Source organism: Actinacidiphila polyblastidii (genome assembly GCF_036353415.1).
GTDB lineage: Bacteria > Actinomycetota > Actinomycetes > Streptomycetales > Streptomycetaceae > Actinacidiphila > Actinacidiphila polyblastidii.
In genome coordinates this window covers 413,079-435,918 of the sequence record NZ_JAZEWV010000001.1, presented here as the reverse complement: position 1 = coordinate 435,918, position 22,840 = coordinate 413,079, and the positions used below count along the sequence as shown (strand labels likewise).

Annotated in this window: 23 protein-coding genes; 3 read left to right on the top strand and 20 right to left on the bottom strand. The window is 71.9% G+C overall.

Translation table 11 applies throughout. The features are described from left to right. The first annotated feature begins 169 nt into the window (after positions 1-169). Positions 170-1,195: an LLM class flavin-dependent oxidoreductase gene (locus V2S66_RS01760; RefSeq protein ID WP_330792573.1), complete on the top strand. Its 1,026-nt coding sequence runs from the start codon at positions 170-172 to the stop codon at positions 1,193-1,195. A gap of 53 nt (positions 1,196-1,248) precedes the next feature. On the opposite strand, the gene V2S66_RS01755 is transcribed toward V2S66_RS01760, so the two are convergent. Then, a complete protein-coding gene (locus V2S66_RS01755; RefSeq protein ID WP_330792572.1) occupies positions 1,249-1,641 on the bottom strand; it encodes an SCO5389 family protein in 393 nt (130 codons plus the stop codon). Between the two features lie 238 nt (positions 1,642-1,879). Here V2S66_RS01755 and nucS point away from each other — a divergent pair, with 238 nt between their 5' ends. Next, positions 1,880-2,542: an endonuclease NucS gene (gene nucS, locus V2S66_RS01750; protein ID WP_330792571.1), complete on the top strand. Its 663-nt coding sequence runs from the start codon at positions 1,880-1,882 to the stop codon at positions 2,540-2,542. 387 nt (positions 2,543-2,929) lie between these two features. Here the strand turns inward: nucS and V2S66_RS01745 are convergent, their stop codons facing one another. The 3 genes from V2S66_RS01745 to V2S66_RS01735 form a co-directional block, all read right to left on the bottom strand. Then, positions 2,930-6,178, bottom strand: coding sequence for an ATP-binding protein (locus tag V2S66_RS01745; protein ID WP_330792570.1), 3,249 nt, complete (start codon positions 6,176-6,178; stop codon positions 2,930-2,932). A gap of 232 nt (positions 6,179-6,410) precedes the next feature. Continuing rightward, positions 6,411-6,710, bottom strand: coding sequence for an STAS domain-containing protein (locus V2S66_RS01740; protein ID WP_330792569.1), 300 nt, complete (start codon positions 6,708-6,710; stop codon positions 6,411-6,413). 157 nt (positions 6,711-6,867) lie between these two features. Next, complete coding sequence (locus tag V2S66_RS01735) at positions 6,868-7,716, bottom strand: 3-hydroxyacyl-CoA dehydrogenase family protein (protein WP_330792568.1); 849 nt, start codon at positions 7,714-7,716, stop codon at positions 6,868-6,870. Between the two features lie 137 nt (positions 7,717-7,853). Between V2S66_RS01735 and V2S66_RS01730 the strand changes: the two genes are divergently transcribed. After that, a complete protein-coding gene (locus V2S66_RS01730; RefSeq protein WP_330792567.1) occupies positions 7,854-8,426 on the top strand; it encodes a cob(I)yrinic acid a,c-diamide adenosyltransferase in 573 nt (190 codons plus the stop codon). 245 nt (positions 8,427-8,671) lie between these two features. Here V2S66_RS01730 and V2S66_RS01725 read toward each other — a convergent pair whose 3' ends face one another. The 16 genes from V2S66_RS01725 to rpmE all read right to left on the bottom strand — a co-directional run bounded on the left by V2S66_RS01725 (position 8,672) and on the right by rpmE (position 22,698). Next, positions 8,672-9,118, bottom strand: coding sequence for a DUF2550 domain-containing protein (locus tag V2S66_RS01725; protein WP_330792566.1), 447 nt, complete (start codon positions 9,116-9,118; stop codon positions 8,672-8,674). A 145-nt stretch (positions 9,119-9,263) separates the two neighbouring features. After that, entirely contained in the window at positions 9,264-9,638 is a 375-nt protein-coding gene (locus V2S66_RS01720; RefSeq protein WP_413966257.1) for a F0F1 ATP synthase subunit epsilon, read from the bottom strand. A gap of 118 nt (positions 9,639-9,756) precedes the next feature. After that, on the bottom strand, positions 9,757-11,205 hold the full coding sequence (atpD, locus tag V2S66_RS01715; protein WP_330792564.1) for a F0F1 ATP synthase subunit beta: 1,449 nt from the start codon (positions 11,203-11,205) through the stop codon (positions 9,757-9,759). 5 nt (positions 11,206-11,210) lie between these two features. Further along, the gene (locus tag V2S66_RS01710; protein ID WP_330792563.1) at positions 11,211-12,146 is read right to left on the bottom strand and encodes a F0F1 ATP synthase subunit gamma; all 936 of its coding nucleotides are present in this window, start codon (positions 12,144-12,146) and stop codon (positions 11,211-11,213) included. Positions 12,147-12,150: 4 nt separating this feature from the next. After that, complete coding sequence (atpA, locus tag V2S66_RS01705; protein ID WP_330792562.1) at positions 12,151-13,722, bottom strand: F0F1 ATP synthase subunit alpha; 1,572 nt, start codon at positions 13,720-13,722, stop codon at positions 12,151-12,153. 125 nt (positions 13,723-13,847) lie between these two features. Next, on the bottom strand, positions 13,848-14,663 hold the full coding sequence (locus V2S66_RS01700) for a F0F1 ATP synthase subunit delta (protein WP_330792561.1): 816 nt from the start codon (positions 14,661-14,663) through the stop codon (positions 13,848-13,850). Then, entirely contained in the window at positions 14,660-15,205 is a 546-nt protein-coding gene (locus V2S66_RS01695; RefSeq protein ID WP_330792817.1) for a F0F1 ATP synthase subunit B, read from the bottom strand. Before V2S66_RS01695 ends, V2S66_RS01700 begins: the two co-directional genes overlap by 4 nt. A gap of 44 nt (positions 15,206-15,249) precedes the next feature. Continuing rightward, a complete protein-coding gene (gene atpE / locus V2S66_RS01690) occupies positions 15,250-15,495 on the bottom strand; it encodes an ATP synthase F0 subunit C (RefSeq protein ID WP_330792560.1) in 246 nt (81 codons plus the stop codon). Between the two features lie 78 nt (positions 15,496-15,573). Next, the gene (gene atpB, locus V2S66_RS01685; RefSeq protein ID WP_330792559.1) at positions 15,574-16,380 is read right to left on the bottom strand and encodes a F0F1 ATP synthase subunit A; all 807 of its coding nucleotides are present in this window, start codon (positions 16,378-16,380) and stop codon (positions 15,574-15,576) included. A gap of 285 nt (positions 16,381-16,665) precedes the next feature. Further along, a complete protein-coding gene (locus tag V2S66_RS01680; RefSeq protein WP_330792558.1) occupies positions 16,666-17,124 on the bottom strand; it encodes a hypothetical protein in 459 nt (152 codons plus the stop codon). A gap of 259 nt (positions 17,125-17,383) precedes the next feature. Next, complete coding sequence (locus V2S66_RS01675) at positions 17,384-18,703, bottom strand: MraY family glycosyltransferase (RefSeq protein WP_330792557.1); 1,320 nt, start codon at positions 18,701-18,703, stop codon at positions 17,384-17,386. A 259-nt stretch (positions 18,704-18,962) separates the two neighbouring features. Continuing rightward, a complete protein-coding gene (locus V2S66_RS01670; protein WP_330792816.1) occupies positions 18,963-19,586 on the bottom strand; it encodes an arsenate reductase/protein-tyrosine-phosphatase family protein in 624 nt (207 codons plus the stop codon). Positions 19,587-19,633: 47 nt separating this feature from the next. After that, entirely contained in the window at positions 19,634-20,281 is a 648-nt protein-coding gene (locus tag V2S66_RS01665) for an L-threonylcarbamoyladenylate synthase (RefSeq protein WP_330792556.1), read from the bottom strand. 103 nt (positions 20,282-20,384) lie between these two features. After that, positions 20,385-21,230 carry a peptide chain release factor N(5)-glutamine methyltransferase gene (gene prmC, locus V2S66_RS01660; RefSeq protein WP_330792555.1) on the bottom strand — a complete coding sequence of 282 codons (846 nt, stop codon included), beginning with the start codon at positions 21,228-21,230 and terminating at the stop codon, positions 20,385-20,387. A gap of 73 nt (positions 21,231-21,303) precedes the next feature. Further along, positions 21,304-22,383 carry a peptide chain release factor 1 gene (gene prfA, locus V2S66_RS01655; protein WP_330792554.1) on the bottom strand — a complete coding sequence of 360 codons (1,080 nt, stop codon included), beginning with the start codon at positions 22,381-22,383 and terminating at the stop codon, positions 21,304-21,306. Between the two features lie 90 nt (positions 22,384-22,473). Then, positions 22,474-22,698 (bottom strand): 50S ribosomal protein L31, encoded by a 225-nt coding sequence (gene rpmE, locus V2S66_RS01650; protein ID WP_330792553.1) that lies wholly within the window; start codon positions 22,696-22,698, stop codon positions 22,474-22,476. Positions 22,699-22,840 lie beyond the last annotated feature (142 nt).

Genomic DNA, 22,840 nt, shown 5'->3' with positions numbered 1-22,840 from the left:
CGCGGAATGTCCATTCCAGGTTACGCGGCCGACGGCGCCGGGGCCGAACGGCTCATCCCGGGCTGTGTCACCTCGTCTCGGTCCGTCTCGGCCGAAAATCATGAAAACGCCTCCGAAGCCGTGCCTTTGGCACGTGCCAAGCGTTAGACGGTCAAGGAGGGAGTGCGCTATGCGAGTTGGGACCTTCGTTCTCGCGGCCCAGTTCCCCGGTCAGGGCCAGGGAGAGGCGCTGCACCGGGCGATGGCCGCCGCCGACGCCGCCGAGGAGGCCGGCCTCGACACGGTGTGGCTGGCCGAACACCACTTCGTGCCGTACGGCGTCTGCCCGTCGGCCGTCACCCTCGCGGGTGTACTGCTCGGCCGCACCCGCCGGATCGGGGTCGGCACCGCGGTCAGCGTGCTGCCCACCGCGCACCCGGTGGCGCTTGGCGAGCAGGCCGCGCTGCTGCACCTGGCGTCCGGCGGCCGCTTCACGCTGGGCGTCGGCCGCGGCGGGCCCTGGGTGGACCTGGAGGTCTTCGGCACCGGCCTGCCGGCCTTCGAGAGCGGTTTCCCCGAATCGCTCGACCTGCTGCTGCGCTGGCTGCGCGACCCGGCGGTGGCCGCGCACGGCCCGCGGTACGCCTTCCGCGAGGTGCCGGTGGTGCCGCGGCCCGACGAGCTGGACGGCCGGCCGGGCCCGCCCGTCGTGGTGGCCTGCACCTCCCCCGCCACCGTGCGGCTGGCGGCCACGCGCGGGCTGCCGATGCTGCTCGGCATGCACTGCGGGGACGAGGAGAAGGCCGCGATGGTCGCGCTCTGGCGGAGCACCGCACGGGCCGCGGGGGTGACCGCGGACGCGGTCGCCGCCGCGGACCACGTCTCCGCGGGTGTCGTGCAGATCGCCGACTCCCGGCAGGACGCGGTGGAGATCCTGCTCAAGGCGATGCCGGGCTGGCTCCAGCAGGGGCTGGCCGCCCACCGCACCTACGACGGCAGCCCGCGCCGGATGCGCGATCCGCTCGCCTACACCGAGCTGCTCTGCGACCTGCATCCGGTGGGGCCGCCGCAGCTGTGCGCCGACCGGCTCGCGGCGACCTCGGCGGCCACCGGGATCACCCGGTTCGCGCTGCTCGCCGAGGGGTCGGGCGACCTGCCCACCACCGTGGACAACCTCACCCGGCTGGGCGAGGACGTACTCCCGGAACTGGCCTGATTCCATGTGTGCCGCCGGTCACGGGAGCACGCCCGCCCGTCCGTCCGGGCGGCTCAGCAGTCGCGGAACTCCGGGGACTGGTTGAGCACCTGGGAGCGGGTCGAGGTGAATGTGCCGTAGCTCACGTCGACCGCCGGGTCGAGCGGGAAGACCGCGACCCGGTGGCAGTTCTGGAAGGCGAGCCGCACCCCGAAGTGGCGCTGCAGCGCACCGCGGATCGCGTCGCTGGCCAGCGCGCGGAGCAGCTGGCCGCGCTCCTTCTCACTCGGCGGTGGCACCTGGTTGTCGGCGAAGTCCCCCCCGTCGATCTTGAGTTGCGCGACCAGCGCACTGATCATCTCCCACGCGTACGGGAGGGAGGTCCGGACGCAGTCGACGAATTCCCGCTCGTCGACCTCGCCTCGCTCGGCCGCTTCGAGAAGGGCCGGTGAGACGTCGAGGGACATGGGTACTCCTCTCGTGACCCCTCCTGGGCGGAGGGATCTGCCGGATGGATGGTCGGAAGGCCGGTCCGGCGCACCCCACCCGTCGGACCCCCGGCCTGCCGAGCTTCAACCGTAGGCGCGTCCCAGGTACCCGCACCAGGCGGCGTCACCGCGAACCGGCCAACTTTGAGCGGGCCGGTCGGGCCCGTACGCAGCCCGAATCGCCTTACCGGCACGGGGTCGAGTAGCGTTGCGGACCATGCGTCTCGTGATCGCCCGCTGCTCCGTCGACTACGCGGGCCGGCTCTCCGCTCATCTGCCGTCCGCCACCCGGTTGTTGCTGATCAAGGCCGACGGGAGCCTCTCCGTCCACGCGGACGACCGCGCCTACAAGCCGCTCAACTGGATGTCCCCGCCGTGCACCCTCAAGGAGGGCGACGGCGACGTCTGGACGGTCACCAACAAGGCGGGCGAGCAGCTGATCATCACGATCGAGGAGATACTGCACGACTCCTCGCACGAGCTGGGCGTCGACCCCGGGCTGATCAAGGACGGCGTGGAAGCGCACCTCCAGGAGCTGCTCGCGGACCGCATCGAGGTGCTCGGCGCGGGCTGGACCCTCGTCCGCCGCGAGTACCCCACGGCCATCGGGCCGGTCGACATCCTCTGCCGGGACGCCTCCGGCGGGACCGTGGCGATCGAGCTGAAGCGGCGCGGTGACATCGACGGGGTCGAGCAGCTGACCCGCTACCTCGAGCTGCTCAACCGGGATCCGCACCTCGCGCCGGTGAAGGGGATGTTCGCGGCGCAGGAGATCAAGCCGCAGGCTCGCGTGCTCGCCACCGACCGGGGGATCGACTGCGTCGTGCTCGACTACGACGCCCTCCGCGGCATCCAGGACGACAAGCTCCGCCTCTTCTAGTCCAGCCTGCGCCCGGCGTCCGCCCGGAATCCCCTGCGCGTCCCGCCCCTCCCCCGGCCCGCGCTGGGCGTTGCGCCCTGTCAGGGGCGCGGGGAACGGCGCGAGCAACCCACCACCGGCCGGTGGCCCGGCAACGACAGCAACAGCCCCTTCGGGCCGGTGACGGCGTACAGCCCGTGCGGTGGCTGGCCGCGCAGTTCCCCGCGCCCGTCAGAACCCGGGCTGCGCCCTGAACCCACCGGGCGCCGCGCCCCACCACCGGCCGGTGGCCCGGCGGCGACCGCAACGGCCCCACCGGGCCGGTGGCGAACTGCGGGCCGCGCAGTTCGCCCGCGCCCGTCAGAACCCGGGCTGCGCCCGGACCGCAGCGGCCCCGTCGGGCCGTGGTCAGCCGGTTGGGCTCGCGGACGGCGAGTCCGGCAGGGACACCGGAGAGCCGGACATCGGCGTCGAGGACTGCGGCTGAGTGGCGGGCGTCGTGGGACTGCCGGTCGGACTCGTCGCCGTGTCCGTAGGCGTGGGCGTCGACTGCGACGGCGTAGGCGACTGAGAGTGCGTGGTCGTGGCAGACCCGGAGGGGTGCGGCCGTGTCGGGCGCGACGTGGGGGTGTGGGTGCTGCCCGCGGGGGGTGGCGTGGTGGGGGCGACCGGGGGGGAGGTGACGCCGCCGACCGGGTGGGAGGCGGGCGCCCCGGTCGTCGCCGCGCTGGACGCGGCCCCGGTGGGCCCGGAGGCCGCCGTCGACGTCGACGGCGACGTCGACGGCGGGGACGCGGTCGTGCCGTCCGCCGGCGGCGCCTGCGTCGTGTCCGGCGCGCCCTGCTCCACGGACTCGATCGGCTTGACCTGGTTGGGCGCGTCGTCGCCGCCGGATGTGGCGCCGAGCGTCACGAACGTGCCGACGACCGCCGCGAGCAGCACCCCCGTGCCGGCCGCGATGAGGTTGCGGCGCGAGCCGACGACGGCGAGGCGGCGGACGGAGGGCCCGCTCGGCTCCCCGGACGGCTTGCCGATGACGACCGGCCCGGCCCCGCTCTCCCCGGGCGGCAGCTCGAACGCCCCGGCGTGCGAGGGACCGCCGCCCGCGGCCAGCTCCTGGTCGACGACGAGCGCGAGCGTGCGCCGCCCGACGACCGTGCCCTGCCGGTCGGCCAGCGCGCCGCGCAGCGCGATCGACGCCTCCAGCTCCGCGCGCGCCCGGTCCGTACCGCCGGTGCAGAGCGCGAGCACGCCCAGCTCGTGGTGGAAGTACGCCTCCTCGGCGACCTCACCGGACAGCCGGGCGGCCTCCTGGCCGATCCGCAGGGCCCGCTCCCACGCGCCCCAGTGCAGGGCCGCGGCGAAGGCGGGGGCGACCGTACGGGCGAGGAGCACCGCGGCGCTGGGCTGCCCGCCGTCGCGGCAGGCGGTCATCGCGGCGATGATCGCCTCGGACTCGGCCGCGGCGCGCTCCGGCGTGACGGAGGGGTGGCCGGTCCACCAGGCGTAGTGGAGGGCGGCGGTGTGCGCCTGGACCTCGCTCAGCTCGCCCTCGGCGGTCAGCGCCGCCGCGAGGTGCTGGGCGACGCCGGCGGCGAGCCGGAAGTGCGAGGCGACCGGCACGGCGAGCCCGACGGAGGTCAGCTCGCCGAGGGCGGCGTCGCCGTGGGTGTCGCCGACGAGCGCGGGCAGGTGCGCGGGGTGCGGGCACTCGCCGTCGAGGGCGACGGCGAAGGCGAGCGCCTCGCGGGCGGACTCGCCGAGCCGGGAGGCGAGGAGTTCGGCGGGCGCGGCGCTCTCCGCGAGGGAGGGCAGCGGCACCTCGCCCGCGGGCAGCCGGGCGGCGAGCGGGCCGGCCGCGGCCACCGCGGGTGCCTCGGTCGTCGCCAGCGGATCGGCGGGGGCGGCCTGCGGCTCGTCCGCCGCCTTCTCGAAGGCGCTGAGGTCGGGCAGCGCCAGGTCGGTCCCGGCGGTGGGCGAGCCGTTCTCCCACACCGAGTCGTCCCAGTCGGGGAGTTCGGGCGGCAGCCGCAGCACGTCGCGCTGCCGGAGCAACACGCCGGCCTGCACGAACCGCAGCGGCAGCCCCTCGGACTCGAACCACAGGTCCGCGGCCCAGGCCCGCTCGTCCTCCTCCAGGGGCCGGCCGGCGACGAGTTGGAGCAGGTCCCTGCACGCGGTGCGGGTCAGCCCGGAGAGGAACACCTCCTCGACCATGGAGTCGGCGGCCGGGGCGGGCACGTCGGGCGTGGCGGACATCAGGAACGCGCACTCGGGCGCGGCGGCCAGCACCTCCTCCAGTGCTGCCCCGCCGAACTCCAGGTCGTCCAGGACCACGACCGCGCCGACGTCCTTGAGGAGCGCGGCGAGTTCGTCGCGGCCCGGCCGGTGGCCGTCGCCCGCGTAGACCAGGGCGTAGAGGTCCTGCAGGACGTCGGAGGCGGTCCGCCGGTAGCCGGACAGCCGCAGCACGCCTTCCGGGGCGAGGTCGGTGCAGGCGGTGGCGACGGAGTCGAGCAGCGCGGTACGGCCGGCGCCGGACGCGCCGGTGACGCGGACGGAGCGGCCGCGGGCGAGCAGCCGGCTCAGCCGTTCGCGCTCCTCGTCGCGCTCCAGCAGCGGCGGTTCGGGCGCGGGCGGGCCGGGCGGCGGGGCGGGGCGCGCGGCGGCCATCTTGGCGGCGCGCTCCTCGGGGGTGCGGCGTACGGGGGTGGGACGCTCCTCCGGCGGGCACGGCACGACCTCGGTGCCGTCCACGGAGTTGACGGTGAGCAGGTAGCCGCCGGCGACGATCCGCGGGACGCGGACGTTGCCGCCGCTGGGGGTGCCGAGTTCGGGGGCGAGCGGGTCGCGGGCCGGCCGGGTCATCCGCGGCACCGGCTTGGAGCTGTCGAAGAGCGAGCTGGCACTGTCGTCCGCGGCCGGCGCGGGGAGCAGCGCGCGCGGCTCGCTGCGGCCGGTGCCCGCGCCCGCGGCGAAGCCGTCGAAGCTGGGGGCGGCGGCCGCGCCGGGTATCCGCTCGGACGCGGCGCCTGTGCCTGCGCCGAAGGCGTCGAAGCCGCCGCCGGGCGCGGTCTGCGCACCGTCACCGTGGCTCGCGGAGGCGCCGAAGGCGTTGAACCCGCCGCCGCCCGCGGGGTGCTGGCCGCGTCCCGCGGGCGTGCCGAAGCCGCCGCTCATGGGGGTCCTGACGGGCAGCGGCTCGTTGACGCCGGGGGTCGCGGTGAATCCGTCGCCCGCCCCGAGGGCGGCGAGCCCCAAGGCGGCGGCGCTGTCGGCCGCGGACCCCTCGTCGTCGGTGCTCACGCCGAACGGGGTGAGGGAGCCGGAGTCCTCCAGCGCGTCCCGGTTGCCGGCCGCGCCGGTACGCCCGGCGTCGCGGTCGCGGTCACGCTCGCCGAACACGGCGACGGTGCGGCCCGCGGCGAGTTCGATCTCACTGCCGACGCCGTGCGACGGCTCCACGCCGTCGTCGCCGACGTCGAACGGAGCGTAGGGCTCCGCCTCGCGCCCCGCGGCGGAGGGGGCGGCGCCGTACTGGCCCGCGCGGAAGCCGTCCGTGCGGTGGTCCTCGGTCCGGAAGTCGTCGCTGCGGAAGTCGTCGCTGCCGGACTCGTCCGGCGTGCCGCCCGCGAAGGGTGACTCGTGCTGGTCCATGTCGTACGCCCCCCAGGCGGGTCAACGTGTGGGGGCCATCCCGGGTCGTGCGGACCACCCGTGAGCGGAATCCGGCCCGGCCGCCCTGCGCCGGCGTGCGGGGTGCACGCCTCCTGGCCTTTGATGCGCAAACTCTAGAGGTTCACGCGTCATCCGTGAAAGGCCGGGACCGGACGGCCCCCGTTACGTGCCCAACGTCACCTTATGACCGTGCGTTCCGCGGGAGCGGCGCTCAGCCCTCGGCCTCGATCGCCAGGATGCGGTGCAGGCGCGTGGCCACCAGCAGCCGCTGCATCTGCGGCGGCACCCCGCGCAGCACCAGCCGCCGGTTGGCCCGGCCCGCCCTGCGGTGCGCGCCCATGATCACGCCGAGTCCGGTGGCGTCCCACGAGTCCAGCTCGGTGAGGTCGAGGACGAGGTCCCCGCGGCCGGAGTCGACCGCGGTGTGCAGTGCCGTACGGGCGTCCGCCGCGCTGCGCACGTCGAGGCGCCCCCCGACCATCAGCTCGGCGTGGTCGCCCCTGATGTGCATACTCACTCCCCGGGCAGTGCTGGCGGGATCGCTGGGACGGACGCCGTGGCGGACGGCGCGGATCTTTCTGTCTTCACACAACTGACGGTCCGTCGCACGGAGAAGTTGCCGTCTGTGAGCGAACCGATACCGAATTCACTCCTGTGAGTGACGTGTCTTAGTACGTGTAGAAGCCCTGGCCGCTCTTGCGCCCGAGGTCGCCCGCGTCGACCATGCGGCGCATGATCTCCGGCGGCGCGAACTTCTCGTCCTGGGACTCGGTGTAGATGTTGCCCGCCGCGTGCAGCAGGATGTCCACGCCGGTCAGGTCGGCGGTGGCCAGCGGCCCCATGGCGTGGCCGAAGCCGAGCCTGCAGGCGACGTCGATGTCCTCGGCGCTCGCCACGCCCGACTCGTAGAGCTTGACGGCCTCCACGACGAGCGCGGAGATCAGCCGGGTGGTGACGAAGCCGGCCACGTCGCGGTTGACGACGATGCAGGTCTTGCCGACGGCCTCGGCGAACTCCCGTGCGCGGGCGAGCGTCTCGTCGCTGGTCTTGTAGCCGCGGACGAGTTCGCACAGGCCCATCATCGGGACCGGCGAGAAGAAGTGCGTGCCGACGACCCGCTCCGGCCGCGCGGTCGCGGCGGCGATCTTGGTGATCGGGATGGCGGAGGTGTTGGAGGCGAGCACCGCGTCGTCCCGCACGATCTTGTCGAGGGCGGCGAAGATCTCCTGCTTGACCTCGATCTTCTCGAAGACCGCCTCGACGACGATGTCGGCGTCCGCGGCCGCCTCCAGGTCGGTGGTGGTGGTGACCCGGGCCAGCGCGGCCTCGGCGTCCGCCGCGGTCATCCGCTCCTTGGCCACGAACTTCGCGTAGGACGCCGCGATCGCGTCCTTGCCGCGGGCCAGTGCCTCGTCCGTGACGTCGCGCAGGGTCACCTCGTAGCCGGCCTGGGCCGACACCTGCGCGATGCCGGCGCCCATCAGTCCGGCTCCGATGACGGCGAGCTTCTTCGCCACGGCACACACCTCTCCGTTGGGGTATCCAGCCGGACCATAACGCCCGCTCACCCATGGGCGCGACAGGTTGTAGGGCGCGTCACCATGTGTCGTTGGTCGCACAGTTGGCGGCGGCCGCGGCCTCTAAGCTCGACCGCATGGTCAACCTCACACGCATCTACACGCGCACCGGCGACGACGGCACCACCGCGCTGGGCGACATGAGCCGTACCGCCAAGACCGATCCGCGCATCGCCGCCTACGCCGACGCGAACGAGGCGAACGCCGCGCTGGGCGTGGCGCTCGCGCTCGGCGGGCTGCCGCAGGACGTGGCGCGGGTGCTGGTGCGGGTGCAGAACGACCTCTTCGACGTGGGCGCGGATCTGGCCACCCCGGTCGTCCCCGACCCCAAGTACCCGCCGCTGCGCGTCGAGCAGTCCTACGTGGACCGGCTTGAGGCGGAGTGCGACCGCTACCTGGAGGACCTGGAGAAGCTCCGCAGCTTCATCCTCCCCGGCGGCACCCCGGGCGGCGCCCTCCTCCACCAGGCGTGCACGGTGGTCCGCCGCGCCGAGCGCTCCACCTGGGCGGCGCTGGCCGAGCACGCGGAGACGATGAACCCGCTCACCGCGACCTACCTCAACCGGCTCTCCGACCTGCTCTTCATCCTGGCCCGCACCGCGAACAAGGCGGAGGGCGACGTCCTGTGGGTGCCGGGTGAGAACCGCTGACCCGCGGCCGTCCCAGCCGGCGACGCGGCGCGCCAGCGGTGCGGCGGAATCCGGCGCCACCGATTGGTCCAGACCTCTTGACGCCGCGTCGGATGGGCGGTGCACTGGTCTAGGCATGTGCATGACGCGTCATCCCCCCACAGTCGGCCGGGGGTCGAAACCGCCGCCCTTCGGCCTCCGGTCCTGGCGCGCCCGTGCGCGTGGCGCCGCCGGACCCGCCGGCAGGACCACCGTCAGGGATGTGCTCAGGCCACGTTGACGCGCTGGCCGGGCGGGGCCGCCTCCAGCCAGGCGAGGAAGCCGGTGAGGGCGTCGTCGCTCATGGCCAGTTCCAGGCGGGCGCCGCGGTGCACGCAGGACAGCACCACCGCGTCCGACAGCAGCGCCAGCTCCTCCGAGCCCTGTGCCTCCCGGCGGCCGAGCACCTCGATCGCGGGACGGTCCAGCACCCGGCGCGGCCGGGGCGCGTAGGAGAAGACGCGGAACCACTCGACCTGGTCACCGCTGTAGCGGGCGACGCCGTAGACCCAGCCCTTGCCGCCGGGCTCCGCGCCCTCGGCGGGGGCCGCCCGCAGACTGCAGTCGAAGGTGCCGCCGGGGCGCTGGATCAGCCGCCTGCGCAGACCGAAGACGAACAGGCCCACCAGCACCACGCCCAGCAGCGCGCCCACAGCTTCCACGGAGACGATCACGTTCACCGGCCTCCTCCGTAGTCGAGCGCGCTGCGCGGTCACTGCCCCGTTACCACCAGTATTGCCGGAACCGCGGACCCCCCGAGGGCGGTCCGCGGCACCGTGTCCTGCGTCCTGCGTTCCTGCTGTACGACGACCGCTGCGGTCAGTTCGCGCCGGCCGCGGCGGCCAGCCGGACCTCCGCGCGGCGCTCGGCGCCCGCGTCGGCCTCGGACTTGGACCGCTGCAGGGCCCGCTCGGCCCGGTCGACGTCGATCTCCTCGGCCAGCTCCGCGATCTCCGCGAGGACGGAGAGCTTGTTGTCCGCGAAGGAGATGAACCCGCCGTGGACGGCGGCGATCACGGTGCCGCCGTCGCTGGTGCGGATGGTCACCGGACCGGACTGCAGCACCCCGAGCAGCGGCTCGTGGTTGGCCATGATGCCGATGTCACCCGACATGGTGCGGGCGACGACCAGGGTGGCCTCGCCGGACCAGACATTGCGGTCCGCGGCGACCAGCTCGACGTGAAGATCGGCCAAGACGGCTCCTCGGGTTGGCATCCGCCGTGCGTGGCGGATGCGTAAGACAAAGAATAAGGGGTACGCGAGGGGGGCCGGGCCAGGCCCGGCCCCCCTTACGCGTGCGCCGGACTGCGGCTCAGCTGACGCCGAGCTTCTTGGCGTTGGCCTTGAGGTCCTCCAGGCCACCGCACATGAAGAACGCCTGCTCCGGGAAGTGGTCGTACTCACCGTCGGCGATCGCGTTGAACGCCGAGATGGACTCGTCCAGGGACACGTCCGAACCGTCGACACCGGTGAACTGCTTCGCCGCGTGGGTGTTCTGCGACAGGAAGCGCTCGATGCGGCGGGCGCGGAAGACGGTCAGCTTGTCCTCCTCGCCCAGCTCGTCGATGCCGAGGATGGAGATGATGTCCTGCAGGTCCTTGTACTTCTGCAGGATGCCCTTGACCCGGGACGCGCAGTCGTAGTGCTCCTGCGTGATGTAGCGGGGGTCCAGGATGCGGGACGTGGAGTCCAGCGGGTCCACCGCGGGGTAGATGCCCTTCTCCGAGATCGGCCGCGAGAGCACGGTCGTCGCGTCGAGGTGGGCGAAGGTGGTCGCCGGGGCGGGGTCGGTCAGGTCGTCCGCGGGGACGTAGATCGCCTGCATCGAGGTGATCGAGTGACCGCGGGTCGAGGTGATCCGCTCCTGGAGCAGACCCATCTCGTCCGCCAGGTTCGGCTGGTAGCCCACCGCGGAGGGCATCCGGCCGAGGAGCGTGGAGACCTCGGAACCGGCCTGGGTGAACCGGAAGATGTTGTCGATGAAGAACAGCACGTCCTGGTTCTGCACATCGCGGAAGTACTCCGCCATGGTCAGGCCGGCCAGGGCGACGCGCAGCCGGGTGCCCGGCGGCTCGTCCATCTGGCCGAAGACCAGCGCGGTCTGCGGGAGCACGCCGGACTCGGTCATCTCGTCGATCAGGTCGTTGCCCTCACGGGTGCGCTCGCCGACTCCGGCGAACACCGAGACGCCCTCGTGCAGCTTCGCCACACGCATGATCATTTCCTGGATGAGCACGGTCTTGCCGACGCCCGCGCCGCCGAACAGGCCGATCTTGCCGCCCTTGACGTACGGGGTCAGCAGGTCGACGACCTTCAGGCCGGTCTCGAACATCTCGGTCTTGGACTCGAGCTGGTCGAAGTCGGGCGCCTTGCGGTGGATCGGCCAGCGCTCGGTGACCTCGGCCTCGGCCGACGGGTCGTTGAGGATCTGGCCGAGAGTGTTGAAGACGCGGCCCTTGGTGACGTCGCCGACCGGCACGGTGATGCCGTTGCCGGTGTCGGTCACCGCGGTCTGGCGGACCAGGCCGTCGGTGGGCTGCATGGAGATGGCGCGGACCAGGCCGTCGCCCAGGTGCTGCGCGACCTCCAGGGTCAGCGTCTTGGTCTCGCCGTCCGCGGCCGGGTCGGCGACGTCGACGTGCAGCGCGTTGTAGATCTCCGGCATCGCGTCGACGGGGAACTCCACGTCGACGACCGGGCCGATGACCCGCGCCACCCGGCCGGTGGCGGTGGTCTCAACGGTGCCAATAGAGGCAGTCATAGTGGTCAGTCACTCCCCGCGTTCGCGTCGGCCAGGGCGCTGGCGCCACCGACGATCTCGCTGATTTCCTGGGTGATGTCGGCCTGTCGGGCCGCGTTGGCAAGCCGCGTGAGCGACTTGATGAGGTCTTCCGCGTTGTCGGTCGCGGACTTCATCGCGCGGCGGCGGGCGGCGTGCTCGGAAGCCGCGGCCTGCAGCAGCGCGTTGTAGACCCTGCTCTCGACGTACCGCGGCAGCAGTGCGTCCAGGACGCCCTCGGCCGACGGCTCGAACTCGAACAGCGGCAGCGCCTCGCCCTTCTTGCGCTCGGCGCCGGCGGCGGCGCCCGCGGCGCCGCCGTCCTCGTCGAGGGTCAGCGGCAGCAGCCGCCGGCCGATCGCGACCTGCGTCATCATCGACACGAACTCGGTGAAGACGATGTGCAGCTCGTCCACCCCGCCGTCCGCGGTCTCCTTCTGCAGCGCCTCGATGAGAGGCGCCGAGACGGTCTTCGCGTCGCCGTACTGCGGGCTGTCGGAGAAGCCGGTCCACGACTCCGCGACGGTGCGCTCACGGAAGTTGTAGTACGCGACCGCCTTGCGGCCGACGAGGTAGGAGTCGACCTCCTTGCCCTCGCCGCGCAGCTGCTCGGCGAGCCGGTCGGCCGCCTTGATCGCGTTGGACGAGTACCCGCCGGCCAGACCGCGGTCGCTCGTGATGAGCAGGACCGCGGCCCGGGTCGGGTTCTCGGCCTCCGTGGTGAGCGGATGCCTGGTGTTGGAGCCGGTCGCCACCGCCGTCACCGCACGCGTCAGCTCGTCGGCGTACGGGGACGAGGCCGTCACCTGGCGCTGGGCCTTGATGATCCGCGAGGCCGCGATCATCTCCATCGCCTTGGTGATCTTCTTCGTGGCGGTGACGGACTTGATCCGGCGCTTGTAGACCCGAATCTGTGCGCCCATGCGATCAGCCCTCGACCAGCAGCGTGCCGGAGGACGTCTCGAACTGCTTCTTGAACGCGTTGACGCCCTCGGTGAGCGCGTCGATGGTGCCGTCCTCGAGCTTGCCCGTCTCGACGATGCCGGTGAGCAGCGACTTGTGCTCGCGGTGCAGGTAGTCCAGCAGCTCGCGCTCGAAGCGGCGCACGTCCTCGACCGGGACGTCGTCCAGCTGGCCGGTGGTGCCGGCCCAGATGGAGACGACCTGGTCCTCGATCGCGTACGGCGCGTACTGGCCCTGCTTGAGCAGCTCGACCATGCGCTGGCCGCGCTCCAGCTGCGCCTTGGAGGCCGCGTCCAGGTCGGAGCCGAAGGCGGCGAACGCCTCCAGCTCGCGGAACTGGGCGAGGTCCACGCGGAGCCGGCCGGCGACGCTCTTCATGGCCTTGATCTGCGCGGAGCCGCCGACCCGGGAGACCGAGATGCCGACGTTCAGCGCGGGCCGCTGGCCGGCGTTGAACAGGTCGGACTCCAGGAAGCACTGGCCGTCGGTGATGGAGATGACGTTGGTCGGGATGAACGCCGAGACGTCGTTCGCCTTGGTCTCGACGATCGGCAGACCGGTCATCGAGCCGGCGCCCAGGTCGTCGGAGAGCTTCGCGCAGCGCTCCAGCAGACGCGAGTGCAGGTAGAAGACGTCGCCGGGGTACGCCTCGCGGCCCGGCGGGCGGCGCAGCAGCAGGGAGACCGCGCGGTAGGCGTCGGCCTGCTTGCTCAGGTCGTCGAAGACGATCAGGACGTGCTTGCCCTGGTACATCCAGTGCTGGCCGATGGCCGAGCCGGTGTACGGGGCGAGGTACTTGAAGCCGGCCGGGTCGGACGCCGGGGCCGCGACGATCGTCGTGTACTCCAGGGCGCCGGCCTCCTCCAGCGCGGCGCGCACGCCGGCGATGGTGGAGCCCTTCTGGCCGATGGCGACGTAGATGCAGCGGACCTGCTTCTGCGGGTCGCCGGAACGCCAGTTGTCGCGCTGGTTGATGATCGTGTCGATCGCCAGGGCGGTCTTGCCGGTCTGGCGGTCGCCGATGATGAGCTGGCGCTGGCCGCGGCCGATCGGCGTCATCGAGTCGACGGCCTTCAGGCCGGTCTGCATCGGCTCGTGCACCGACTTGCGCTGCATGACCGTGGGAGCCTGCAGCTCCAGGGCGCGGCGGCCCTCGGTCTCGATCTCGCCGAGGCCGTCGATCGGGGTGCCCAGCGGGTCGACGACCCGGCCCAGGTATCCCTCGCCGACCGCGACGGAGAGCACCTCACCGGTGCGCTGCACCGGCTGGCCCTCCTCGATGCCGCTGAACTCGCCGAGGACGATCGCACCGATCTCGCGCTCCTCGAGGTTGAGGGCGAGACCGAGGGTGCCGTCCTCGAACCTCAGCAGCTCGCTTGCCATGGCCGAGGGAAGTCCCTCGACCTTCGCGATGCCGTCTCCGGCAACGCTGACCGTGCCGACCTCCTCGCGCGAGGCGGCGTCCGGCTGGTACGACTGGACGAAAGTCTCCAGCGCGTCCCGGATCTCCTCCGGCCGGATCGTGAGCTCCGCCATCTGGGTTCCCTGCTCTCCTTGTTGGGCCCTATGTTCTGGGGGTCTGGGGGGTTCCCCCAGAGCACTGCGGCCAACTCGGGCCGCCTTCATGCTTCTTGAGTTGGTGTCGCCGGTCGGGTGAACCGTCAGCCGGCCATCCGGCGGGCCGCCTCGTCGAGACGGTCCGCGATCGAGCCGTTGATGACCTCGTCGCCGATCCGCACCCGCACGCCGCCGAGGACCGCGGGGTCCACGTCGAGGTTCAGGTGCACACGCCGGCCGTAGATACGGGCCAGCGCGTCGCCCAGCCGCTGCTTCTGCACGTCGCTCAGCGCGACCGCCGAGACGACCTCCGCGACCATCCGGCCCCGGCGAGCGGCGGCCAGCTTGGACAGGGATTCGATCCCTCCGTCCAGGCTACGTCCTCGCGGCGCGGTGACCAGCCTGGTGACCAGCCGTTCGGTGACCGGGTTCGCCCGGCCGCCGAGCAGCGTGTGCAGCAGCGCGGACTTGGCGTCGCGGGCCGCGACGCGGTCGCTGAGCGCCGAGCGCAGCTCGATGCTGCTGCCGACGATCCGGCTGAAGCGGAAGAGCTCGTCCTCGACCTCGTCCAGCCCGTCCGCCTGCTCGGCGGCGATCAGGTCGGCGTCGTCGGCCAGCTCCTCGATCGCGTCGACCAGGTCGCGGGACTGCGACCAGCGGGCCCTGACCATGCCGGTGACCAGGTCGAGGGTGTCCTCGCCGAGCTGGGCGCCGAGCAGTCGCCGGGCCAGCTGCGCCTTGGCCTCGCCGGTCTGCGCCGGGTCGGTCAGGGCGCGGCGCAGGGTGCGCTCGCGGTGCAGCAGCGCCGTGACGGCAGCCAGCTCGCCGGCGAGCTTCGCCGCGTCGACGGAAGCGGCGCCCGTCAGCGCGTCGAGCCGTTCCCGGGCCGCGGCCAGTGCCTCGCGGCTCGCGCCATTCATCGCGCCGCCTCAGCGGTGGACGCCGACTCGTCGAGTCCGTCGAGGAAGCGGTCGATGGTACGGCTCTGCCGGGCGTCGTCCTCCAGGGACTCGCCGACGAGCTTGCCCGCCAGGTCGGTGGCGATACGGCCGACTTCCTGGCGCAGCGTGACGGTCACCTGACGGCGGTCCGCCTCGATCTGGGCGTGTCCTGCGGAGATGATGGCATCGCGCTGGCGCTGCCCCTCCTCGCGCATCTCCGCGATGATCACCGCGCCCTGCTCACGGGCCTGCTCGGTGATCCTGGCCGCCTCGTGGCGGGCCTCGGCGAGCTGCGCCTTGTACTCCTCCAGCGTGCGGTTGGCCTCGGCCTGGGCCTTCTCCGCGCGCTCCAGGCCGCCCTCGATCGCGTCATGCCGCTCTTCCAGCGTCTTCTGGATGTTGGGCAGGAGCTTCTTCCCGAGCATGCCGAAGACGATGAAGAAGCACAGCAGGCCGACGATCAGTTCGGCAGTGTCGGGGATGAGCGGGTTCTGAGCCCCCTCCGCCGCCAGGAAGTTCATCATGTCTGAGCCTTTCGTCGAGTATGGCTATCGGTGAGGACAGCTCAACTCTGGAAGATGAAGGGCACGACCAGACCCAGCAGCGCGAGCACCTCGCAGAGCGCGAAGCCGAGGAACATGTTCGTGCGGATGATCGGCATGGCCTCGGGCTGGCGGGCCATGGCCTCGATCGAGTGGCCGAAGACCAGACCGATGCCGACGCCGGGGCCGATGGCGGCGAGACCGTAGGCGATGGCACCCAGGCGGCCGGGCGTGGTGGCAGCGGCGAGGTTGAGGAGCTCGGCAGACATTTCCCTGTCTTCCTTTGTGATGGGGTCCGTTGGGGGGCTTCCCAGCGGAAGTCCGGTGGTGGCGGCGGTGCCTCGGGGTCAGTGACCCTCTTCGAGCGCTCCGCTGATGTAGATGGAGGCGAGAAGCGTGAAGATGTACGCCTGGAGGAACTGGATCAGCACTTCCAGCGCGGTCAGCAGGATCGCGACGACGAAGGAGCCGCCGGAGACCGCCGCGAACCAGGCGGGGGTCAGCAGGTACCAGGTCGCGACGCTGAACATCACGATCAGCATGTGGCCGGCGAACATGTTCGCCCACAGTCGCACCGCGAGGGTGAACGGCCGGAGGATGACGTTGGAGAAGAACTCCAGCACCACGATCAGCGGGACGAGCGGCTTGGGCAGGCCGTCGAGCCAGACCAGGTTCTTGATGCCGCCGCGGAAGCCGTGCGTCTTGAACGTCAGGTACATGTACGTGATGTAGACGAGCGCGGCCAGACCGACCGGGAAGGCGAAGCGCGAGGTCGCGGGGAACTGTGCCAGCGGGATGACCGACATCACGTTCATGATCCACACGAAGAAGAAGATCGACGTGAGGAAGGGGACGTACTTGTCGCCCTTCTTGCCGATCACCTCGCGGGCGATGCTGCGGGAGACGAAGCTGTAGCCGATCTCACCGACCATCTGCAACTTGCCCGGCACCAGCTTGGGCTTGCTGAACGCGGCCCAGAAGAACCCGACGACCAGCACCATGCAGATGAGCGCGAGCAGCATCGGCTTGGTGAAGTCGAAGCTGCCGATGCTGAAGATCGGCTTGAAGTCGAACGAGTTGAGGCCCGGAGCGGGGAATGCGCAGTCGTGCTGGATGTGGCATCCAGCCTCAGCGAGCAGCGTGTGGGCACTCACCCGTGACTCCTTCGTCGTGACGCATAAGTAACGGCAACCTTGTGTGTCAGCGCGGCTGGTGGGGCCGCTGTTCGGCACTGCGGACGGGGCGTGGCGACGCCTCCGCGGTCCGCTGAGAGCCCGCATCCAGCCAGGGGCATCCGTCTGCCGATCCGCGGGGGCGGATCCGGTTCCGAATACACCGCAGGGCGTGGGGGTACGACCCTCCTCGATGCGGAGGGACCCTCACGTCCGGATGCGACTCCGGACGATAGCAGACCAGGATGAAGGCCTTTTACCCTCCCCTTAGGTTGCATCGTGCGACCCCGTCGTGACCGCGTCCGCCTCCCGCTTCTGCGGGGGGACCGACGGTTCGGGGTCGACGTACAGCATCCGGCTCGTCAGGCTCTGCTTGATCTGTCCGCCCAGCCAGGCCAGCGCGGTCACCAGCAGGGTGAGACCGAAGGCGCGGCCGCTGAAGGCGGTGCTCCCCTTGAAGGAGATGACGAAGATGCCGATGAGGAGGATCTGCACCACGTAGACGAGCATCCCGGCGCTCATCGCGAGTTGCGGGCGGTCCTGGGTCAGGCGCATCAGCGCCCAGGAGCCGGCGGCGAAGAAGACGGCGACCACCGCCACCGCCACCAGGCCGCCGATCAGACCCTTTTCACCTGCGAGAAGGGCACTGGCCACGGTGGCGATGAGTCCGATCGGCGCGGCGACGAGCGCCGAGCCACGGAGAATCCGGGCGTCGTTCTGCTGCATGGGAGACGGCTCCTCCGGCGGGAGTTGGGGCAAAGCGGCTGTCGTCGGAGACGAGCGTAGTCAGGGAGACGAGGATGTGACCTCGCGCCGGAAGACCGCTCTCCTGGTCTTTCGGCACCTTCCTTGCTTTCGTGAACGGTATCACAAAGTATTTGATGCGGTCTTTACCATGGACGTGTGCTGCCTGTCACATGAGCGTGAACTCGACACGCCGTCCACTTTGTCCCGTTACCCTGCCCGCTGCGCTTCGGCGGCGCGCTCAGCGGCGGCTGTCGACCGGGCGGCGGCGGTCGGGACGGCGCTCCGGCAGCGGCGCGCGGTCGCCGACGGCGGTCGCGCCGTTGAGCGCCGGACGGTCCGCCGAGCGCATCTCGAGCTCGGCCGCCGCGGCGGCCGCGGCCAGCCGGCGGCGGCGCCGCCGGTAGCGCGGCGGCACCACGGACTCGGCCCAGCGCGGCGCGTGCGGGGTGAACGCCGGCAGCAGCAGCGCCACCAGGCCGATGGTGCTGAGCGCGACGATCACCAGCACGATCCACAGGCTGGAGGAGTTCACCGAGAACGCCACCGCGGCGAAGGCGATCAACGCGGCCCAGAAGTACATGATCCACACCGCGCGGGCGTGCGAGTGGCCGATCTCCAGCAGCCGGTGGTGCAGGTGGCCGCGGTCGGCGGCGAACGGCGACTGGCCCTTCCAGGTCCTGCGGACCACCGCGAGCACCAGGTCGGCGGCCGGGATGGCGATCATGGTGAGCGGGAGCAGCAGCGGCATGTAGACCGGCACCATGAAGTGCACGGTCTCCCGGGTCGACCCGGTGAAGTCGGTGATCGCGTCCGGGTCGACCTGGCCGGTGATGGAGATCGCACCGGAGGACAGCACCAGGCCGATCAGCATCGAGCCGGAGTCGCCCATGAAGATCCGCGCCGGGTGGATGTTGTGCGGCAGGAAGCCCAGGCACATGCCGATCAGGATGGCGCTGAACAGCGTGGCGGGCGCGGCCGCCTCGACGCCGTAGCCGTACCACATGCGGTAGGAGTACATGAAGAACGCGATCGAGGCGATGCACACCATGCCGGCGGCCAGGCCGTCGAGGCCGTCCACGAAGTTGACCGCGTTGATGGTGATGACGACCAGCGCCACGGTCAGCAGCGTCGACTGGATCGGGGTGAGGGCGACCGTGCCGATGCCCGGCACCGGCAGCCACAGGATGGTGAGGCCCTGCAGGACCATCACGCCGGCCGCGATCATCTGCACGCCGAGCTTGATCAGGGCGTCCACGCCCCACTTGTCGTCGAGCACCCCCAGCAGCCAGATCAGCCCGGCGCCGGACAGCAGCGCGCGCGGCTCGCTGGACAGCTTGAAGACGTCGCCGAGGTTGCTGAGGTGGGCCGCGGTGAGCAGACCGGCGCACAGGCCGCCGAACATCGCGATGCCGCCGAGCCGGGGTGTGGGCTCCCGGTGCACGTCCCGATCGCGGATCGGCGGCATGGCGCCGGCAGCGATGGCGAACTTCCGCACCGGGCCGGTCAGCAGGTAGGTGACCGCCGCGGTGACGAAGAGGGTCAGCAGATACTCGCGCACAGCGTCACACCTTAGTGGTGGCCGGCCTCCGACGGCGAACACCTGTCAAGACTCACAGGCTCCCCCGATGGTTGCACCCGGCCGGGCGCCGATCCGGCGGCGGGGCGGGGCGGGCGCCGCGGGGACGGTCCTGCGAGGGGCGGTCCTGCGGCGCGTACGGCGTCCTGCGGCCCGGCGGGGAGGCGGGTCCTGCTGGCACCGCGGGGCGGTATGGGGGCGGTCCGGGTCGGGGCGGCCGCGGCCGGAGGCCGCGGGCGGCTCAGACCGCCGCGGGAATGCCGGTGAGCGCGGTCACCATCGGGTCGAGCGCGGCGTGGATCTCCTCGCCGATGTTGCGGAAGTAGCCGACCGGCGCGCCGTACGGGTCGTGCACCTCGTCCGCGTCCGGGCTGGGCGCGAGCAGCCAGCCGCGCAGCGCGGCCGCGGCCCTGACCAGCGCGCGGGCCCGCTCGGTGACCGTGCCGTCGGGCAGCGTCGCGGTGTCTATCGCCCGCACCAGGCGGGTGAACTCCTTGAGCGTGAAGGTGCGCAGGCCCGCCGCGTGGCCCATGGAGATCACCTGGGCGCGGTGGTCGCGGGTCGCGGTGAGCACCAGGTCGGCGTCGATGACGTGGTCGTCGAGCAGCTCGCGCCCGGTGAAGCCGGCCGGGTCGGCGCCGTACTCGGTGAGCACGGCGGCGGCGTTCGCCTCCATCGGCGCGCCCTCGTGGCCCCAGGTGCCGGCCGACTCCACCAGGATGCCCGCCGCCTCGTCCCCGAGCCGGCGGGCCAGGCCGTGCCGCATCAGCCGCTCGGCCATCGGCGAGCGGCACACGTTCCCTGTGCAGACGTGGAGGACACGGAATACGTCCCGGTCGCCGAGGACACCGCTGCCCTGTCCCAGGACGGCCGGTGCGGTCGCGAACCCCCGTATGCCACGCCCGTCGGGCGTCAACTGCGCTCCTGCAAGTCGGGCACGACCTTGCGCAGCTCCTCCGCGCTGATCGCCCCGGCTCGCAGCAGCACCGGCACCTTGCCCGTGACGTCGACGATCGAGGACGGCACCGCGGCCGGCGTCGGGCCGCCGTCCAGGTAGACCGCCACCGAGTCGCCGAGCATCTCCTGGGCGGCGTCGCAGTGCTGCGGCGAGGGCATGCCGGTGAGGTTGGCGCTGGAGACGGCCATCGGTCCGGTGGCGGTGAGCAGTTCGATGGCGACCGGGTGCAGCGGCATGCGGACCGCGACGGTGCCGCGGGTGTCGCCGAGGTCCCAGTTCAGCGACGGCTGGTGCTTGGTGACCAGGGTCAGCGCGCCCGGCCAGAACGCGTCGACCAGCTCCCACGCCTGCTCGGAGAAGTCGGTGACGATGCCGTGCAGGGTGTTGGGCGAGCCGACCAGCACCGGCGAGGGCATGTTGCGGCCGCGGCCCTTGGCCTCCAGCAGGTCGCCGACCGCCTCCGCGTCGAAGGCGTCCGCACCGATGCCGTAGACGGTGTCGGTGGGCAGCACGACGAGCTCGCCGCGCTTGATCGCCGAGGTGGCTTCGCGCAGGCCGGTTGCCCGGTCGGTCGCCTCGGAGCAGTCGTATCGCCGTGCCATTACCTGACCTCCAGATGCGGGTGCTGCGGTGCGCCCGGGTCCGTGCCGGGCTGCGGCCCGGACGCCGGGTCGAAGGATGCCGTGGTCGCGGCGGTGCCGGTGCTCACGGGGTGGCCTTGCGGGCCGTGGTGAACCTCGGACGGTTGTTCAGGTCGGGGTGGTCGGCCGCGTCCGCCCAGCCCGCGTCCTCCTTGAAGATCCACGGCACCTGGCCGCCCTGGGAGTCGGCGTGCTCGATGACGACGACGCCGCCGGGGCGCAGCAGCCGGGACGCGGTGCGCTCGATGCCGCGGATGGTGTCCAGGCCGTCCTCGCCGGAGAACAGGGCGAGTTCGGGGTCGTGGTCGCGGGCCTCGGGCGCCACGTGCTCCCACTCGGTGAGCGGGATGTACGGCGGGTTGGAGATGACCAGGTCCACCTGGCCGTTGAGGTCGGGGAAGGCGCCGAGGGCGTCGCCGTGCCGCAGGTCGACCTTGCTGCCCGAGACGTTCTTGCGGGCCCACTCCAGGGCCTGCTCCGACAGCTCCACGGCGTGCACCCGGGAGCGGGGCACCTCCTGGGCCAGGGCCAGCGCGATGGCGCCGGAGCCGGTGCACAGGTCGACGATGAGCGGTTCCGCCACGTCCATCGCGCGCACCGCGTCTATCGCCCACCCGACCACCGACTCGGTCTCCGGCCTGGGCACGAACACCCCGGGCCCGACCTGCAGTTCGAGGTAGCGGAAGAAGGCGCGGCCGGTGATGTGCTGCAGCGGCTCACGCGCCTCGCGGCGGGCCACCGCCTCCCAGTAGCGCGCGTCGAACTCCGCGTCGGGAACGCTGTGCAGCTCGCCTCGCTTGACTCCGTGGACGTACGCCGCCAGCTCCTCGGCGTCGAAGCGGGGCGAGGGCACGCCCGCGTCGGCGAGTCGCTGGGCGGCCTGCGCCACCTCGGCGAGCAGCAGGTTCACTTGTTGCTTCTCCTCTCGGGCGCCGGCGTCCGGCGTGCCCTGCTTCGTGCCTGCGCTGCGCGGCCGCAGCGGCTCAGCTCGCGTCGCCGGCCGCTGCCAGCTTCGCGGCGGAGTCGGCGTCCACGCACGCCTGGATCATCGCGTCGAGGTCCCCGTCGAGCACCTGGTCCAAGTTGTACGCCTTGAAGCCGACCCGGTGGTCGGAGATGCGGTTCTCCGGGAAGTTGTAGGTGCGGATGCGCTCCGAGCGGTCCACCGTGCGGACCTGGCTGCGGCGGGCGTCCGACGCCTCGCGCTCGGCCTCCTCCTGGGCGGCGGCCAGCAGCCGGGAGCGCAGGATGCGCATCGCCGACTCCTTGTTCTGCAGCTGGCTCTTCTCGTTCTGGCAGGAGACCACGAGGCCGGAGGGCAGGTGGGTGATGCGCACCGCGGAGTCCGTGGTGTTCACCGACTGGCCGCCGGGCCCGGACGAGCGGTAGACGTCGATCCTCAGGTCGTTGGGGCCGATCTCGACCTCGACCTCCTCGGCCTCGGGGGTGACCAGCACGCCCGCCGCGGAGGTGTGGATACGGCCCTGGGACTCCGTCGCGGGCACCCGCTGCACGCGGTGCACGCCGCCCTCGTACTTCAGCCGGGCCCACACGCCCTGCCCCGCCTCATGGCCGGCCTTCGCCTTCACCGCGACCTGGACGTCCTTGTAGCCGCCGAGGTCGGACTCGTTGGCGTCGAGGATCTCGGTCCGCCAGCCGACGCGCTCGGCGTAGCGCAGGTACATCCGCAGCAGGTCGCCGGCGAACAGCGCGGACTCCTCGCCGCCCTCGCCGGCCTTCACCTCGAGGATGACGTCCTTGTCGTCGCTGGGGTCGCGGGGCACCAGCAGCAGGCGCAGCCGCTCGGTCAGCTCCTCGCGCTGCTTCTCCAGGTCCTTCACCTCGGCGGCGAAGTCCGGGTCCTCGGCGGCGAGTTCGCGGGCGGTGCCGATGTCGTCGCCGGTCTGCCGCCAGGAGCGGTAGGAGGTGACGATCGGGGTCAGCTCGGCGTAGCGCTTGTTGAGCCTGCGTGCGTTGGCCTGGTCCGCGTGCACCGCGGGGTCGGCCAGCTGCTTCTCGAGGTCGGCGTGCTCGCCGATCAGTTCCTCGACCGCCTCGAACATTTCGGAGTCCCTGGGAGAAGAAGTGACTGCGGACGACAAAGCGCCGGTCAGGCCGTCCGGGGACGGCCGTGGACCGGCGCTTTCGGGTCGCTACTTCTTGGCGGACCCGGCGGCCTTGCCGAAGCGGGCCTCGAAGCGGGCCACCCGGCCACCGGTGTCGAGGATCTTCTGCTTGCCCGTGTAGAACGGGTGGCACTCGGAGCACACGTCCGCGCGGATCTGGCCGCTGGTCTCGGTGCTGCGGGTGGTGAACGAGGCGCCACAGGTGCAGGTGACCTGGGTCTCGACGTACTCGGGGTGGATCTCGCGCTTCAAGGGATGCTCCTAGTTTCGGGAGGGCGCCGGGTCGCGTCCGCGGGTTTGCGGGCACGTGAACCGGGGCCAGCGGACCAGTCTGCCAGCACTGACCGCATCTCCCCAAACCAGGGGGTGCGCCGGATAATTCCGGCGGCGCCCA

What these genes read in the sequence shown, in the direction of transcription:
- V2S66_RS01760 (WP_330792573.1), top strand. Translation starts at nt 170, where the DNA reads ATGCGAGTTGGGACCTTCGTTCTCGCGGCCCAGTTCCCCGGTCAGGGC.
- V2S66_RS01755 (WP_330792572.1), bottom strand. Translation starts at nt 1,641, where the DNA reads ATGTCCCTCGACGTCTCACCGGCCCTTCTCGAAGCGGCCGAGCGAGGC.
- nucS (WP_330792571.1), top strand. Translation starts at nt 1,880, where the DNA reads ATGCGTCTCGTGATCGCCCGCTGCTCCGTCGACTACGCGGGCCGGCTC.
- V2S66_RS01745 (WP_330792570.1), bottom strand. Translation starts at nt 6,178, where the DNA reads ATGGACCAGCACGAGTCACCCTTCGCGGGCGGCACGCCGGACGAGTCC.
- V2S66_RS01740 (WP_330792569.1), bottom strand. Translation starts at nt 6,710, where the DNA reads ATGCACATCAGGGGCGACCACGCCGAGCTGATGGTCGGGGGGCGCCTC.
- V2S66_RS01730 (WP_330792567.1), top strand. Translation starts at nt 7,854, where the DNA reads ATGGTCAACCTCACACGCATCTACACGCGCACCGGCGACGACGGCACC.
- atpD (WP_330792564.1), bottom strand. Translation starts at nt 11,205, where the DNA reads ATGACTGCCTCTATTGGCACCGTTGAGACCACCGCCACCGGCCGGGTG.
- V2S66_RS01710 (WP_330792563.1), bottom strand. Translation starts at nt 12,146, where the DNA reads ATGGGCGCACAGATTCGGGTCTACAAGCGCCGGATCAAGTCCGTCACC.
- atpA (WP_330792562.1), bottom strand. Translation starts at nt 13,722, where the DNA reads ATGGCGGAGCTCACGATCCGGCCGGAGGAGATCCGGGACGCGCTGGAG.
- V2S66_RS01700 (WP_330792561.1), bottom strand. Translation starts at nt 14,663, where the DNA reads ATGAATGGCGCGAGCCGCGAGGCACTGGCCGCGGCCCGGGAACGGCTC.
- V2S66_RS01695 (WP_330792817.1), bottom strand. Translation starts at nt 15,205, where the DNA reads ATGAACTTCCTGGCGGCGGAGGGGGCTCAGAACCCGCTCATCCCCGAC.
- atpE (WP_330792560.1), bottom strand. Translation starts at nt 15,495, where the DNA reads ATGTCTGCCGAGCTCCTCAACCTCGCCGCTGCCACCACGCCCGGCCGC.
- V2S66_RS01680 (WP_330792558.1), bottom strand. Translation starts at nt 17,124, where the DNA reads ATGCAGCAGAACGACGCCCGGATTCTCCGTGGCTCGGCGCTCGTCGCC.
- V2S66_RS01665 (WP_330792556.1), bottom strand. Translation starts at nt 20,281, where the DNA reads ATGGCACGGCGATACGACTGCTCCGAGGCGACCGACCGGGCAACCGGC.
- prfA (WP_330792554.1), bottom strand. Translation starts at nt 22,383, where the DNA reads ATGTTCGAGGCGGTCGAGGAACTGATCGGCGAGCACGCCGACCTCGAG.